This is a genomic window from Chitinophaga filiformis (assembly GCF_021646545.1).
GTDB lineage: Bacteria > Bacteroidota > Bacteroidia > Chitinophagales > Chitinophagaceae > Chitinophaga > Chitinophaga filiformis_A.
In genome coordinates this window covers 286,340-302,967 of sequence record NZ_JAKIRP010000007.1, presented here as the reverse complement: position 1 = coordinate 302,967, position 16,628 = coordinate 286,340, and the positions used below count along the sequence as shown (strand labels likewise).

Below are 16,628 nucleotides of genomic sequence, written 5' to 3'. Positions count from 1 at the left end.
AAAACTGCTGAAAATATTTTGATCCATCAAATTGTTTGTGAAAATTTGAACTAATTAATTCCATGTTACGTAGCAATGCCGGTAAAATACAGCATTCTGGTACTATTCATTTCATGCCGGCTTAACACCTAGAACCACAGTTATGAAAAAACATGTTATTCACTTCATGGGAATTTTCCCAATCTTACTGCTCCCAATAATTGCCTTTTCGCAGCAGTTGACTGTGAAAGGGAGGGTAACGGCCGCAGAAAACGGGGAGGCCCTGCCAGGGGTTACTGTCAGGGTAAAGGGGACAAGCACCGGCACACTTTCCGGTCCTGATGGCGCTTATTCGCTGCCGCTTAAACAATCGGATGTTTCACTGGTCTTCACATTTACAGGATACGTCACGCAGGAAATACCTGTTGCCGGCAATAGTCAGCTGGATGTTGTGCTGCAGGCCAGTAAAAAGGACCTGGATGAAGTAGTGGTAGTAGGCTATGGTACGCAGCAGAAGGCAAATGTGGCAGGTGCGATCGCTTCTGTCAAAACAGCTGATCTGAAGCAAACGCCTATCTCCAATGTGGTACAGGGCTTACAGGGCCGTGTATCGGGCGTGCAGATCACCCAGAACTCCGCCGCGCCGGGGGGCAACATCAGTATGCGCATCAGGGGCGTGAATTCTATCAATGGTACTTCTGAGCCCTTGTATGTAGTGGATGGTGTACAGCTGTCCAATTCCGGTGGTGTGAACGATATCAGTTCCCTGTCTATCATCAACCCCAATGATATAGAATCTGTCGCAGTGCTGAAAGATGCTTCGGCTACCGCTATTTATGGCGCGAGAGCGGCGAACGGTGTGGTATTGATCACGACTAAACGTGGTAAGGCAGGTAAGACATCGGTGACCTACGATGGGTATTACGGGGTGCAGAAGACCACGCGGAAGATGAAGATGATGAACGCCGCCGAATTTGCTGCGTTGGAAAATGAAGTGTTCAAAACAAATATCTACGATAATCCCGCTGCACTGGGAGAGGGCATAGACTGGCAGGACCTCATTTTCCGTGAGGCGCCTATGCAGAACCACCAGGTGACAGTGGCAGGCGGTTCTGAGAAAACACAGTTTGCCTTGTCAGGCAACTATTTCAAGCAGGATGGTGTCGTGATCAATTCCGACTTTACCCGTTATTCTTTCCGCCTGAATTTTGATCACAGGGTGAATGACCTGCTGAGGGTGGGCGCCAGTATCCTGACCAGTTATGTTGTGAATAACGTCATCCCTACGGGGGCTACCAGTATCGATGCAGGAGCCGTTACCCAGAGCATTCTGGGTGCGGCCATGGGTGCTCCGCCTACATTAAAGCCCTACCGGGAAGACGGCAGAATATGGCCTTTCGGTGATCAGGAGAATGGCCGTTACCGGGAAGTCGCAAATCCCATCGGCTCGTCCATGATCCTCAACAGGGATAAGATCAACAGGACACTGGGAAATATCTATGCAGAGATCAGTCCTTTGAAGGGCTTGACCTACCGTGCTAACTTTAACCCGGTGTTGTCAGGGTCGCTGAACGATTTTTATTCTCCACGTGCCATTATGAACAGCAGTGATCTGGCTGCGGGTGGCGGTTCTGCGGCGAAGACAAATGCAAACACGATTGTTTTATTGCATGAAAGCATCATTACATATGAAACGCGTATTGCAAAAGATCATTCACTGAAAGTGACAGGTCTGTTTGCCACACAGGCTAACAGCAGCAATACCAATACCATCAATGCCAGTAAATTTCCCAATGATGCCACCGTCAATGAAGCCCTGCAGCTGGCCACTGAAAGGACTGTGAGCAGCAGCCGTTCAAGGGACAGGCTGGACTCTTATATGGGACGTATCAACTATGGTTTCCGCGATAAATACCTGCTGGACCTGATCGCCCGTATAGATGGTTCTACAAAGTTTGGTAAGAACAATAAATACGGTTTCTTTCCTGCAGCTGCCATTGCATGGCGCGCTTCAGAAGAGCCTTTTATGAAGGGCAGCAATACCATCAGCAATCTGAAATTCAGGTTTAGTTATGGTCTTACAGGAAATGCCGGTGCTATTGAAGCGTATAAATCGCTCTCCCTACAGGGCACTACCGGTATGTATTACTTTAATCACTCGCCGATAACCGGTATCAGACCCACTGGTATTGCCAATGAAGACCTGAAATGGGAACGTTCTCTGCAGGCTGATTTCGGTTTTGACCTGGGATTATGGAATGACCGTGTAAACGTTACTGCAGATATCTATCATAAGAAAACTGACGACCTGCTTTTTGTGAAGACATTACCAGGTTCTTCAGGGTACAGCGAAGTGACGGGCAATTTTGCAAGCCTGGAAAACAGGGGCATAGAGCTGTCAATGGACGCTATCATTCTTGATAAAACGGTAAGATGGTCTGTGGCGGGTAACATTTCCCTGAACAGGAATAAACTGACGGGACTTGACGGCGGACTAACAGAATATGCGGTAAGCAATTACCAGGTAATGAGAGTAGGAGAACCTTTGGGCCTGTTCAAGACTTATGTATTTGATGGCATCTATCAGCAGAATGAAACTGTGCTGGAAGGCTCTGGTAGCCGTATTGGCGGAGTGAAGGTAAGAGATCTCAACAACGATAAGGTGATCAGCGCCAGCGATCAGGAGATTGTAGGCAATGCCAATCCTTCTTTCATCTATGGATTCTCTACTAACCTGAGTTTTAAACGTTTTGATTTCAGTGCTTTCTTTGCCGGTACACAGGGAAATAAGGTGTACAATCTTATACGTTATTCCTTCGAAAACCCGCTAGGCAGCAGGAACATGTATAAGGCACTCGTGAACCGCTGGTCGCCCACTAATCCCAGTAATGAATATGTAAGTGGCTTCCAGGGTGGGCGTATCCCGCTGACAGACCGTTTCATGGAAGATGGTTCCTTCCTGCGTTGCAAGAACATCACCTTAGGGTACCGTTTACCGAAGATCAAAAATATCAGTTCAGCAAGGGTATATGTAAGTGCCAACAACCTGTTCACTATTACTGATTATACCGGCTTTGATCCGGAGGTGAACACATTCGGCAACTCGAATAAACAGATAGGCGTGGACAACCTGGTATATCCTACTGCGCGGTCTTTCCTGCTGGGACTACAGGTGGGTTTCTGATATTTCATTCTTTAAAAAGCTTCAACATGCGAAATATACTTTTACGATATAGCGTGGTCTCTCTATTCTCCTTCTCTTGTTTTTCCTGCAGCAAGTTGGAAGAGACACCTTATTCATCGATTTATACAGAGAATTTTTATCAGACGGCAGAAGATGCAGAAGCGGCGCTGGCAGCAGTATATAATGAACTGGCCGATCTGTATGCTGGTCCTTCGGCGTTGCTTGTTCCCGATTTCAGTGCAGACCAGGTATATCCGCGTCCGGTGGTGGGCAGGGATACTTACACGCTTTTCAGTTTTGATCCGCAGTATAGTGCGGTCGTGAGCTACAGCCGAGCCAACGAATCGCCTATTGATATATGGAACAACTGTTATACAGGTATTGAAAATGCCAACTGGGTATTACTTAAAGTGCCTAATACTAAGATGAGCAATGAAGCGCGCAAGAAAGCCATATTGGGAGAGGCTTACTTTTTGCGGGCGTTCTTCCATTGGTTTCTGGCTAAGAACTTTGGCGACGTTGTGATCCGTATCAAGGCCAGTCAGTCAATAGATGATGCTTATGTTGCTAAAAGTCCTAAGGCAGATGTATACAAACAGATCTTCCAGGACCTTGATTCTGCTGAAGCGAATCTGCCTGAATATAGTGGATCGCTGATAAAAGGCCGTCCCTGTAAGGAAGCCGCTGCGGCTTTATATGCCAAGGCGGCGCTTTATGCTGAGGACTGGGCGTTGTCACTGCGTGAAGCACAGAAGGTATTGAATAGTACTACAGGCATAGGGTTGATGGATAATGTGATGGATGTATATGACGCTACCCGTGAAGATGCCGCGCGGAAGGAAAACCTGTGGGCATTCGAGGCGGAGTCTGTTACCAATGGCCGCAGCTCACAGATCATGAGTTTGTATGGTCCGCCGGGAAGTGCCGGTCCGGCGTATGGCGCTACTTCTTACGGATCGGCGTTTGCTTACCAGGCTTTCTTCGATTCATTTGATCCCAGAGATAAACGGAGAGGGCTGCTGGATACCAACTATGTCAACAAACAGGGAGTGACAGTGCGTCAGGCGAACATTACACCTATTACAACACATGGTGTGCTGGTGAAGAAATATGCTGACCGCAATTCTGTTGGTGGTCTGCATAGCACCAACATCCCCATCTTAAGAGTGGCGGATGTATATCTCATTGCTGCGGAAGCGGAGGCAAGGCAGAATGGCGTTAATGCCAATGCCTACCAGTATATCAACAGGGTAAGAGCCCGTGCAGGACTGGATGGACTGACGGAAGGACTGGACCGTGATGCGTTCGTCGCCGCGGTATTGCAGGAGCGCAGCTGGGAGCTGTTTGCAGAAGGCGACCGCTGGTATGATCTTTCGCGGACCAATACCTTCCGGCAGCTTATTCCCACTGCTGTCAATGATGTATATCGTGTAAGAAATCCGCAGACGAGGAACCAATATTTTCCTATTCCTCAAACGGAAGTAAATGCTAACAATCTGCTGGAACAGAATCCCGCATGGCAATAAAATGAAACAGGCATGAGATGGATAGTAATGTTTTATAGTGCGATCATCGTCTGCGGCGGACAGCGTATTTACGCACAACAACGGCTGCAGAACGATAAGCTATCGCTGGAATGGATACATACAAAAAACGGATACCGGCTGAATGGTCTTAACATAGAAGGCAGGGGGCTTACCAATCTGTCGGGCGAATACCTGTTGTTATACAGTGCGGGTAAGCCCGACAGTACACCTGACCTGCGTTATGCAGATACCCATCCCGGTGGTTTTTCCCTGAAGGAATACAATTACCTGGTGCGTAACTGGGAGAGTAATTTAAGACCGGTGGCTATGAACACCGCTGGTACACCTATCCGTTTTTATCCGGATAAAGTTGAGAAGAGGGCAGATGGGTTGGTATTTTCTACCAGCTCCAAAGACTGGGAGCTGAGCGCCCAATGGCAGCTGGATAAGCAATTTCATCATGATATACTGGTCGATATCACGCTTACAGCAAAGCGTTCGGGCTACTATTCGATCGCAACGCCTACACTGGCAACGGTGAAAGACAAGCGGCCTGATTTTGCCATGATACCAGGGTATTTTCAAAGTAATACGGTACAAACTGATCTCGTGCTGAGTTATGGTTATGGACAGGGGATTCCTGATAAACCGGTCATTTTCCGGGAACGTACCGCCAGTACTTTAAGTCCGCTGGTGACGAAAGACGGTATCACGATGGCTGTCATACCTGATCCGGGAACAGGGCGCGACCCCTGGGAGAAAGAGGAGAATACACACAATCTCTGGAAGCTTGGCCTGTCGGTGATGAACAGGGCGGGCGAGTATACGCCGGTGGCTTATCATCCTGTGCTGGGACAAACCGGTTCATACATGAACGCGGGAGAGCAACGTACTTTCTCTTTCAGGTATACCATACAGCCGGCAGACTGGTACACAGTGTACAATCATGCTGTGAATGATGTATACCGTTTCCCGGATCAGCTGAAGCTAAAAACAACGAAGCAGTCTGTATCTGACAGGATCATGGCTATGCTGCATTACCTGGACAATGACAGTACTTCTATGTGGCATACTTTCAACTATAAAGGGCTGGAGATCGGCGCTCAGGCTTATCTCGGCGGTGTAGTTGGTTCCGGCGGGGATGCTATGAAGAATTCCGACTATGGCGCTATGTGGATGCTGGCAACTATCACGGGCGACAGTGTGCTGCTGCAAAAGCGTTTGCCGGCAGCCCTGAATTTTAAACTGGCGCAGCAACAGGCAGAACCTGGCTTTTTCCAGGGGGCTGCTGTGGGGCAGTACTACCTGTGGAAGAGACAGCGTTTTACGGAAGAATGGGGCACTTATGTAGAGCCTATCGCCCTGACCTACTATACTATGCTGGACATGGGCAATATACTGCTGTTTGAGCCTGACAATAAGTTGTTGCGGGAACGGCTGCGCCTGGGGGCGGATAAGTTGCTGCAATGGCAGCATGAGGATGGTCATTGGGAAGTAGGGTATGATGGCGCTACGACAAAGGCTGTGTTTACGGATATTCCCGATCTGAGGCCGACGTTCTATGGGCTGCTGGTGGCCTATCGGATATTGAAGGATGAAAAGTACCTGGCAGCAGCGCGTAAAGGTGCAGACTGGCTGGTACGTGCCGGCGTTGACAAGGGAGCCTTCCTCGGAGTATGCGGAGATGCCCGTTTTGTGGCCGATTTTGCCACCGGACAGACCGTACAAGCTCTTCTCGATCTCTATGACCTTTGCGGCGAAGAACGGTATAAAAATGCCGCTATTGCCGCTGCGCGGATATATACTGCGTCTGTGTACACGCACCCTATCCCTTCAACAGCTAAAAAGATAGTTAGGGGACAGCAATGGGAAGACTGGCAGATCAGCCAGGCGGGTCTGAGTTTTGAACATGGTGGCAGTCTGGGGTCAGCTAATTTGCACGGGCCCATTATGCTGGCGAGTCATGCAGGTATGTTTGTACGTCTTTTTGCCCTCACGCAAGATTCCCTGTTCATCAACATGGCCCGCGCGGCCATCTGGGGGCGCGATGCTTTTATAGATAAGAAAACCAGTGTGGCATCTTATTACTGGAAGACCATGAATGCAGGCGCTGGTCCTTATCCCCATCATGCCTGGTGGCAGGTAGGATTGCTGACGGATTACCTGGTATCGGAGATAAACCTCCGCAGTAAAGGTGCTATCAGTTTTCCCAGGGGTTTTATTACACCCAAAGTAGGGCCGCATACCTGTTACGGATTTGCGCCGGGAAAGATATTCGGTAAAGGCGTCCGCCTGTATATGCCGGACGGTATGCTCAAGGTGAATAATCCGCAGGTAGACTATATCACTACAATGAGTACAACAAATGACAAAATATATATTCTGCTGCTGAATGATGATGATGAGGCGCAGCAAACGTCGGTACAGTTTGACGCTGCTAAAGTGAAGAGGGGGCAAGGCCTTACTGCCAGCATCCTGGATGAAGCAGGTGAGAAAGAAGGAACGGAGCTTACCGGCCCGGAATGGCAGGTGCAGCTTCCTGCATTTGGCTTGAAAATACTTGAGATCAGTTTATTATGAAGTCGACCATAGATACTACTGTCATATTCGTTTTTTCGGCCTTTGTGCTGTTCATCGGATTGTTGTTTGCCCGTACGGGAAGGAACATGAAATCCTTCTTTGCAGGAGGGGAAGCAGTGCCCTGGTTCATCGGGGGACTGTCCCTCTTTATGAGTTTCTTTTCTGCCGGCACCTTTGTGGCATGGGGAAGCATTGCTTATAAATACGGGTTTGTGTCTGTTACCATCCAGTGGACGATGTGCCTGGGAGGAATTATCACGGCTTTCCTGCTGGCGCCGCGGTGGAAAAGGACAGGGGCGCTGACTGCTGCCGAGTTTATCCGCCAGCGATTAGGTGCGCCGGTGCAGAAATTCTATGTGTATACTTTCCTGATCGTATCGCTGGTCAATAAGGGAGCTGTGTTGTACCCGGTGGCAAAGCTGGTGAGTGTATCGCTGGGCTTTCCTTTAACTGCCTGCACAATTGTACTGGGGCTGATGATGATTGCCTATACTGCTATTGGCGGATTATGGGCGGTAATGGTGACAGACATCCTGCAGTTTGTGATACTGACCGCCGCTGTGCTGATCGTATTGCCTTTATCGCTGGATGCGGCAGGCGGCTGGGAGCGGTTTACGCAGAATGTACCGGCTGATTTCTTCTCCATCATCAACGGTGAATATACCATTGGGTTCATTGCAGCTTTTGCATTGTATCATATCAGCTATATCGGCGGGAACTGGACGTTTGTACAACGGTATACCAGCGTGGAATCGCCTACGGCTGCGAAGAAGGTGGCATTCCTGTTCGCTGCGCTTTACCTGGTGAGTCCTGTGATATGGATGCTGCCGCCCATGATCTACAAAAGCATTAACCCGGCGCTAAGTGGCCTGAATACAGAGAATGCCTACCTGGAAGTATGCCGGTTGGTATTACCCCCGGGACTGATGGGACTAATGCTGACAGGAATGTATTTTTCTACTTCCGCTACTGCGAATACAACATTGAATGTTACCTCTGCCGTCATCACCAATGACATCTATAAGGGCGTGATCAATCCGCATGCTTCTGATAAGCAGCTGATCAGGATGGCACGTATGTCAGGCCTGCTGCTGGGCCTTGGCATGATTGGCATTGCATTGCTGGTGCCTGCGGTGGGCGGCATGATAGAAGTAGTGCTGAGTATTGCTGCGATTACTGGCGGACCAACATTACTGCCGACACTGTGGGCTTTGATGTCTAAAAAACTGACAGGGAAGGCAGCATTTATCATCTCCGGCATTTGTCTGGCAGTGAACCTGCTCTTCAAGTTTGTAGTACCGTTTATAACAACACTGAAGCTAAGCCGCTCGCAGGAAATGCTGCTGGGTGTTGTGCTGCCTGTTGTTATGCTGGTGGTGCATGAATTTATACTGAGTGTTGGGAAAGCGCCTGCTAATGATTATTTACAGTACCGCTTATTCCGCCAGCAGCAGCGGAAAGAAGCAGCAGAACAGTCGGCGGAGGAAGCAGGCGCTATCCGCAGGCAGAACTTATTTGGATTGCGGGTGATCGCTTTTGCGCTGGCATTTACAGCTTTACTGTTGTACATCCTGTGTATACTGGCGGCAAGCGGGAAAATGCTGGTGGGAAGCATTGCAACTGTGGTATTGATCACGGCTGTGGTCCCGCTAATTGCTATACGAAGGCTCAATAACCGAGAAAAACATATCCTCAAAAGGACGCACGCGATAGAAAATAATGATGTGGCGTCATCCTGTTAACCGGGAGTCAAAAAAGAAATGTATGATGAAAGAACAAGCCAGCGAAGGCAGGCATTTAAGGACATATCAGTATGATGCAGATCTGATAGTCACAGGGGGCGGACTGGCCGGTGTATGCTGTGCTATTACCGCCGCCAGGGAAGGCATTCGAGTAGTGCTGGTACAGGACAGGCCTGTGCTGGGAGGCAACTCTTCCAGCGAAGTAAGACTGTGGGTATTGGGCGCTACTTCACATATGGGCAACAATAACCGCTGGGCCAGAGAAGGTGGTGTGGCAGACGAGATCATGACGGAGAATATGTGGCGGAACCCTGATGGCAATCCGCTGATCTACGATACCATCCTGCTGGAGAAAGTAAGCAGTGAACCCAATATCAGGTTATTGCTGAATACAGCCGTATTTGAAGTGACGAAAAAGAATGCTGATATCATCGATCATGTAAAAGCATTCTGTAGTCAGAACAGCACATTATATGAGCTGAAAGCGCCGCTCTTCTGTGATGCTTCCGGCGATGGTATTATCGGTTTTCTGGCGGGAGCAGCCTTCAGAATGGGCGCAGAAAGTGAGAAGGAGTTTGGAGAGAAATTCGCGCCTACTGCTGAATATGGAGAGCTGCTGGGGCATTCCCTGTATTTTTATACAAAAGATACCGGACGTCCTACCGTCTTTGTTCCACCCGCCTATGCATTGAAAGATATTACCGCCATTCCCAGGTACAAACGCATCAACAGCCAGGACCATGGTTGTCAGTTGTGGTGGATAGAATATGGCGGAAGACTGGATACGGTGCATGAAACGGAGACCATCAAATGGGAGCTGTGGAAGGTAGTGTATGGCATCTGGAATTATATCAAGAACTCCGGGCATTTTCCGGAAGCGGAGACCATGACGCTGGAATGGGTAGGGCAGATACCGGGCAAGCGGGAAAGCCGCCGTTTTGAAGGTGATTATATGCTGCGGCAGCAGGACATCATCGAACAGCGTACGCATCATGACGCCGTGGCCTATGGGGGCTGGTCTATAGACCTGCATCCTGCGGATGGCGTGTTCAGTGAAAAACCTTCCTGTAATCAGTGGCACAGCAAAGGTATCTACCAGATACCTTACCGCTGTTTTTATAGTCATAATATCAGCAACCTGTTCCTGGCCGGACGTATCATCAGCGCTTCACATGTGGCCTTTGGGTCCAGCCGGGTAATGGGTACAGGCGCCTGCGGCGCACAGGCGGTGGGAATGGCCGCGGTGTTGTGCCGGCAATATGATGTACATCCGCGGCAGCTGTTGAAGGAAGAATGGCTGCTTGAACTGCAGTCAAGACTGATCAGGGCAGGACAACATATCCCGCTGGTAGCTCCCACTGACAAGCGTGATCTGGTAAGGGACGCTGTTATAACAGCCAGCAGTGAATATGTATTACGTGAGCTGCCTTCTGATGGCAGCAGCATTCACCTGAATGCCGCCATGGGGCAGATGCTGCCTTTAAAGGCGGGTAGTATACCATCTGTGACGGTGTATGCGGATGCGAAAGAAGATACGGCATTGGAGGTGTCTCTCCGCACCAGCAGCAGGCAGGTGCATCATACACCGGATGTCATCCTCCAGGAACTGGTGATCCAGCTGAAGAAAGGGGCACAGGCAGTGACATTGTCTTTTGATGCAGTATTACCGGATGACAATTATATCTTCCTCTGCTTTATGAAGAATGAGGTGGTAAGCCTGCGTAGCAGCAGTGAGCGGATCAGTGGTATTATCGCCGTGTTTAATAAAACCAATCCTGCGGTATCCAACTACGGCGCACAGACCCCTACTGAAGATATCGGTGTGGAAGCATTTGAATTCTGGTGCCCCGAACGGCGTCCTGCAGGTAAGAACCTGGCGATGGATATTCCTGCAGGTATTGCTTTGTTTGGCGCTGAACATGTCAGGAACGGTGTGAACCGCCCTACGCATCAGCCGAATATCTGGCTGGCGGACAAAGCAGATGCCGATCCTAAGCTAACCCTCAGCTGGCCTGAAAAGAAGACGATCCGTGAGATAGAACTGGTGTTTGATACCGACTTTGATCATCCCATGGAGAACGTCATCTATCATCATCCTGAAAGGGCGATGCCCTTTTGTGTGGACACCTTTGTGGTCTGTAATGATAAGAAGGAGCCGGTGATAAAAGTGACGGACAATCATCAGTCATTACAGCGTATTGTATTGAAAGCGCCGCTGGAAACGGATAGTCTGACGGTGCATTTAAAAAGCACGCATGGTGGTACGCCGCCGGGTATGTTTGCAATAAGATGTTATTAACGAATCATGTTAACCAATATTTATGTTACAGCAACTCAGATCAGTTTTTGGAATAATGAGCATACAGCTGCTGACAGCAACAGTTGTCTATTCACAGGATACTACTTTTCATCCTGATAAGCATTGGGTATGTGTGAGCCAGACCGGCTACAACAGTGATGCCCCTAAAAGATTTACGGCGCCAACAGCTATGGAAGGAACGGCTGATTTTTACATCACCGCCGCAGGTAGCAGCACGCCGGTGTACAAGGGGAAAACCGTGAGGGGAGTGGGCGATTTTAGCGCTTTCAGGCCGGCCGCCAATCAACAGTTATATGTAGTGCATGTAAAAGGCGGAACGTTGCCGGAAGGAGTATCCTATCCTTTCCGGGTAGCGCCTTACCTGATAGAGAAAGAGGGATTGAATCCCTCCGTATGGTTTATGAACGATACCCGGAGTGTGACGGGAACACATCATTCCGCGTATGGTGGTTGTCCGTGGAGGGATGGTACTTATTATTCTTATGAGATCCCTTCCCTGATCTGGATGTATCTCTCCAATCCGGCAGTATATGACGCGATGCCTGCCACCATTTCCTATGATAGCCTGAAGGCAATCGTGTTAAGTCCTGACTATAAACTGGTGAAATCGCCCAACGATGAAACAGCCATGGAGGCGGCCAGGAAGTATTTTACCACTATTGAAAAACCTGTTGGCAATCGCATACCAGATGTGATCATGGACCTGCACTGGGGAGTGGGTTATTACATGGTGAATCCTGAAACAAGGGATCCCAGTAAGGATCCGCTGCCACGGCAGTTACATCCGCAAACGCTGGCGCAGCTGGCTTTCTTCCTGTATGCCTACCCTTATCTCGATAAATGGTTCTCCCATAACTTTTATGAGAACGTGTTACAGTTTACACGGCAGCATTGGGCAAAGGTGGGACTGCTGGATATTCAGCGGGAGATAGGCACTTCCAAGGGACGGCATGCACCGGGTTTCTCTGTGTTGCCTAATCTGCTGATGTACGAGGTAGCAAAACGGGAACAATGGCCGGAAGCGGCTGATTATATGAAGGCTGCCAGCAAACAGGTTACCTGGATGATCGATTCTCTTTCAATGGCAGACCCGATGGTAACAAAGGGTCAGCGGATGAGTGAGCATATGCTGATGACAGGAATGGCCATGTACCAGTTACAGTACGGCGATCAGGCGCCTGCTGGACTGAAGAAGAAAATTGCTGAATGGACGGACATTGTGATCAGCAGATCTGATAATGCCTGGGATTTCAGGAGATATGACATGGGCAATAACTGGACGGTGCCAGAGTTCAATGAGGTGGGCAATGTGGCCGGTTTTCCTGCATCCGCATTGCTGGCTGCATCCGTTATAAAAGATGCCCCAAAGAAACAGCGGCTGGAACAGATCGGCTTCGCGCATTTCGATAACCTGTATGGCCGCAATCCGCTGAACGTACATGCGGCCCATCACCCGGAAAGGGGCTTCAACGGCATATCCAAAGGGTATCCGAAAGGCTACCAGGAGGATGTATGTGCCAGGCTGGAACTATCCCGTGGTTCCATCAGCTGCCTGCCGGGAACGGAAATGTATCCTTTCAATCCGCTGGGAAAAGACAGGCACCTGGAAGGATGGGTGAATCATAATACGGCCTGGAATATGAGTCTTGCCGTATTGAGTTGGTATGACAACCGTCCGCAGGCCCTGGAGAAGAAAAATGACGGCTTGTATGTCAGCTGGCAGGCGCCGGTGACGAACAGTAATACCTTGCCGCTTACCGTCTATGTGAATGGTGTAAAGAAAGGCATAGCATCCGCGGTAGCGGAAAAAAACAGTATGACCTTCAAAGCGAAACTGCGAACGAATGGTGAGGGATTAGTACTGGATAGCGGCGCCGTGCCTGTCAGCAAAAATGACCGCATTACGGTTGGTTATGGCTATGGTTTCCTGGAACGGCAGCTGGCACTGAAGTGGTGACAGGGATAAATATATTTCTTTAACAAGAAAATATGTCTACTTTTAAGAGAAGCAAGTCATATAACTGTGAATGTAATCTTCTCTGCCAACGTCAGGCGTATCAGTGTATTTATCGGGTGGACAATCGTATCGTGCTTTTTTGCAGGCAGTCAGCTGTCAGCGCAGAAAAAGGGGCCTGTTGATTATGTAGATCCTTTTATCGGCACTGCCAAAAGCAGTGTGTTCACCAAATGGGGAAGTGAGGGGGGAACCTATCCCGGTGCTGTAGCGCCCTGGGGATTTATGCAACTCACGCCGGAAATGGGAAGTGGAAATGTGAGGGGATACGATTACAGTAAAAAGACGATTGGCTTTTTCACCTGCATACTGCATAACAGTGGTTTCCCCAGCGGGTCTACCGGAGCGCTGCAGGTGATGCCGGTGGCGAGTGGTAATGCATTCAATCCGATGGACTATCAACGGGCATTTTCGCATGCTGATGAAAAAGCTTCTCCGGGATATTACAGTGTGCTGTTCAGAGATAATAATACACTTGTGGAAGCTACGGCCAGTGAGCGCGTAGGTATGTTCCGTTTTACGTTTCCTGCACATAGTGTACCACAGATATTCATAGGTAATAGTGAGCCATTCAATACAGCCATCCATTTTAGTGAATCTGTTACAGAGAAGCAGCCTGTAAAGGGCGGATACCTGGTGAAATTTGCAGCGGGGGAGAGGCCTAAGCAAATTATCCTGAGCATAAGTGTTTCAGACGTAAGTAAAGAAAGTGCTGAAAGGAACCTTGCTGTTGAAGGAGCGGTGGGTTTTGATAAACTAAGGCAGGACACCCGGCAGCAGTGGGCAAAGGTGCTGTCAGTGGTTGATATATCTGATAAGAACGAAGCCAATAAGACCATCTTTTACACAGCTTTATATCACGCGATGTTAATGCCCTGGATCATCTCTGATGTAGACGGTAATTACCGCGGACGGGATAGAAAGGTGCACAGGGTGAGCGGCCGCGCTGCATATGGTGGTTTCTCTCCATGGGATACCTTCCGTTCCCTGCATCCTTTGTTGAGTCTATTGTATCCGGAGAGGCAGCGGGATATGGTGTTGTCTATGCTGGATATTTATCAACAGACAGGCCATCTGCCAATCGAGAGTATGACAGGTAATCATTCTGTGCCTATTATCGTGGATTCATATCTTAAGGGAGTACCGGGTATTGACAGTGCAGTGGCATATACCGCTATGAAAAAGAGCATTGTGGATACACCATTTCTACAAGACGATCTGTCGGTATTCCAGCAAAAAGGATATATCCCTTTCTCTTATCCTGAATCTGTTACCCGCACCGTTGAATATGCTTATGATGACTGGGCGCTTGCAGCGTTTGCAGGGCAGGTGATGCATAATGACCATGATCAGCAGCTGCTGATGAACAGAAGTTACCAGTACCGCAATCTATTTCATTCGCAGGACCTGTTCATGTTACCGCGACAGGAGCATGAGTTTAAGCTGGCGCCAGGCAATACAGGCTACAAGGAAGGTGATAAATGGGTGTATTCCTATTTCGTACCGCAGCATACGAGAGACCTGGTGAACCTGATGGGTGGAGACAAACTGTTCACAGAACGCCTGGATACAGCCCTGAGCCGGGACCATATTACATTTGATAATGAGACGGTATTCCATGTTCCCTATCTTTTTAATGCAGCTAATGCACCGCATAAAACACAGTGGTGGGTGCGGAATATTATGCAGACAAGGTTTAAGGCAACACCCGGCGGATTACCGGGAAATGATGACCTGGGGTCCACTTCCAGCTGGTATGTGCTGAGTGCCATGGGGATCTATCCTATATGTCCCGGATTACCGGAATATACCATTGGCGTTCCTGTTTTCGATACGCTGCGTATTCACCTGCACAACGGCAGGGATTTTGTGATAAAGCGTACACATGGCGAATATCCTTATATAAAATCACTGAGCGTTAATCATCGTCCTTATAGCAGTATCAGTATACCGCATGCGCTCATCGCGCAAGGTGGAGAGATGTTGTTTGACATGGATGCATCTCCTGCTAACAAGTGGTTGGTAAGGGACAGCTCCGGAAGGGCAGATTTTGAGGTCCTGCAGCCGTCGGTGTCTAAGAATAATGTGTTGCCTGATGAGCCGTTCTATGTACGATTTTCCGTGCAGAATAAACGTAGTCTTGGTACAAAACGGGTAGAGTTGCTGGTAGATGGAAAAGTATATGCGTATAGGCATTGTATGGTAGGGCAGGGAATAACAGTGACTGACTCTATCCCTTGTCGCCTTTATCGCCCGGGTAATGCACATCTCACACTGGATGGAGAACATGCCATGACGGTACAGGTTAACAAACCGGATCATCCCTTGCCTGAGCGTCCGCAGATAAAAAGTCTGATCTTGCAGGCGCTGGTAAGGAAAGGACAACTGCAACAGGTGGTGTTTACTGTACAGAATACGGGTTGGATCGCCCGTACTTTCCAGCTTCCGCTAAAACTGGATAAGCAGGTGCTGATGACAGAAAAGATCACCCTGGAACCGGGACAGGAAAAAACGCTTTCCAGGCAGTTCTCTATATCAAAAGAAGGATGGCATACGGTGAGTATTGGCAATGCAGCTGAAAGATGTAAGGTATATACCGCCAACAAAGATGCGATTCTGCTGGACCTGTCGGCAACAGGACAAGTTGATAGTCTTTTAGCGGATAGTTCTGGTTTGGGTAATCATGGGCGTATTTTTGGAGGTGGTCGTCAGGAACCAGGTAAATTATTGCTGGGAAAAGATAGTTATGTAGAGGTGCCGAATGCCCGCAGCCTGGATGTAATGGGAACGACTATTACGATGATGGCATGGGTGTATCCCAAAAGCACAGATAAGGGCCTGGTGGATATCTTTACCAAGGGAGATACACATGTGTTGCAGGTATCTGATGGCAGAACATTGACCTTCTTTGCCGGCGGCTGGGGACGAGGAGACGTTACAGTACAATTACCAGAGAACTGGAAGGACCACTGGCATCATATTGCAGGCGTTTGCGATGGTGATAGTCTGAAGATATATATTGACGGGGAAATGAAAGGATTTGCCATACCTGAGGGGCATGAGAATTTATCCGTGTCTAACAGGTGGACGCTGGGAAGGAATGAGGAGTTCCCGTTTCAAAGGATATTTAACGGCTATATGGATAGGGTGAAGGTGTTTTACACAGCATTATCAGGAGAAGAGGTAAAGACGATTTATCAGGAAAACACCAGTCAGATAAAATAAAGGGCGAAATTTAATTAATGAAGCAGAAAAGCCCGTCCGCAGACGACGTTTTTCTGCT

7 protein-coding genes are annotated in these 16,628 nt (G+C 48.9%); all 7 read left to right on the top strand.

What is annotated here, in order from left to right; genetic code table 11:
- Window positions 1-142 precede the first annotated feature (142 nt).
- The 7 genes from L3C95_RS19145 to L3C95_RS19115 all read left to right on the top strand — a co-directional run bounded on the left by L3C95_RS19145 (window position 143) and on the right by L3C95_RS19115 (window position 16,570).
- Entirely contained in the window at window positions 143-3,163 is a 3,021-nt protein-coding gene (locus L3C95_RS19145; RefSeq protein WP_236390079.1) for a SusC/RagA family TonB-linked outer membrane protein, read from the top strand.
- Between the two features lie 26 nt (window positions 3,164-3,189).
- Window positions 3,190-4,689, top strand: coding sequence for a RagB/SusD family nutrient uptake outer membrane protein (locus tag L3C95_RS19140; RefSeq protein ID WP_236390077.1), 1,500 nt, complete (start codon window positions 3,190-3,192; stop codon window positions 4,687-4,689).
- Window positions 4,690-4,701: 12 nt separating this feature from the next.
- Window positions 4,702-7,269 carry a glycerophosphoryl diester phosphodiesterase gene (locus tag L3C95_RS19135; protein WP_236390075.1) on the top strand — a complete coding sequence of 856 codons (2,568 nt, stop codon included), beginning with the start codon at window positions 4,702-4,704 and terminating at the stop codon, window positions 7,267-7,269.
- Window positions 7,266-9,011 carry a sodium:solute symporter family protein gene (locus L3C95_RS19130; RefSeq protein WP_236390073.1) on the top strand — a complete coding sequence of 582 codons (1,746 nt, stop codon included), beginning with the start codon at window positions 7,266-7,268 and terminating at the stop codon, window positions 9,009-9,011. The genes L3C95_RS19135 and L3C95_RS19130 overlap by 4 nt, the downstream gene beginning before the upstream one ends.
- Window positions 9,012-9,033: 22 nt before the next feature.
- Window positions 9,034-11,310, top strand: coding sequence for an FAD-dependent oxidoreductase (locus L3C95_RS19125; RefSeq protein ID WP_236390071.1), 2,277 nt, complete (start codon window positions 9,034-9,036; stop codon window positions 11,308-11,310).
- A gap of 22 nt (window positions 11,311-11,332) precedes the next feature.
- On the top strand, window positions 11,333-13,288 hold the full coding sequence (locus L3C95_RS19120) for a hypothetical protein (protein WP_236390069.1): 1,956 nt from the start codon (window positions 11,333-11,335) through the stop codon (window positions 13,286-13,288).
- Window positions 13,289-13,354: 66 nt separating this feature from the next.
- Window positions 13,355-16,570 (top strand): GH92 family glycosyl hydrolase, encoded by a 3,216-nt coding sequence (locus L3C95_RS19115; protein ID WP_236390068.1) that lies wholly within the window; start codon window positions 13,355-13,357, stop codon window positions 16,568-16,570.
- Window positions 16,571-16,628 lie beyond the last annotated feature (58 nt).

What these genes read in the sequence shown, in the direction of transcription:
- L3C95_RS19125 (WP_236390071.1), top strand. Translation starts at nt 9,034, where the DNA reads ATGATGAAAGAACAAGCCAGCGAAGGCAGGCATTTAAGGACATATCAG.
- L3C95_RS19140 (WP_236390077.1), top strand. Translation starts at nt 3,190, where the DNA reads ATGCGAAATATACTTTTACGATATAGCGTGGTCTCTCTATTCTCCTTC.
- L3C95_RS19130 (WP_236390073.1), top strand. Translation starts at nt 7,266, where the DNA reads ATGAAGTCGACCATAGATACTACTGTCATATTCGTTTTTTCGGCCTTT.
- L3C95_RS19145 (WP_236390079.1), top strand. Translation starts at nt 143, where the DNA reads ATGAAAAAACATGTTATTCACTTCATGGGAATTTTCCCAATCTTACTG.
- L3C95_RS19135 (WP_236390075.1), top strand. Translation starts at nt 4,702, where the DNA reads ATGAGATGGATAGTAATGTTTTATAGTGCGATCATCGTCTGCGGCGGA.
- L3C95_RS19120 (WP_236390069.1), top strand. Translation starts at nt 11,333, where the DNA reads ATGTTACAGCAACTCAGATCAGTTTTTGGAATAATGAGCATACAGCTG.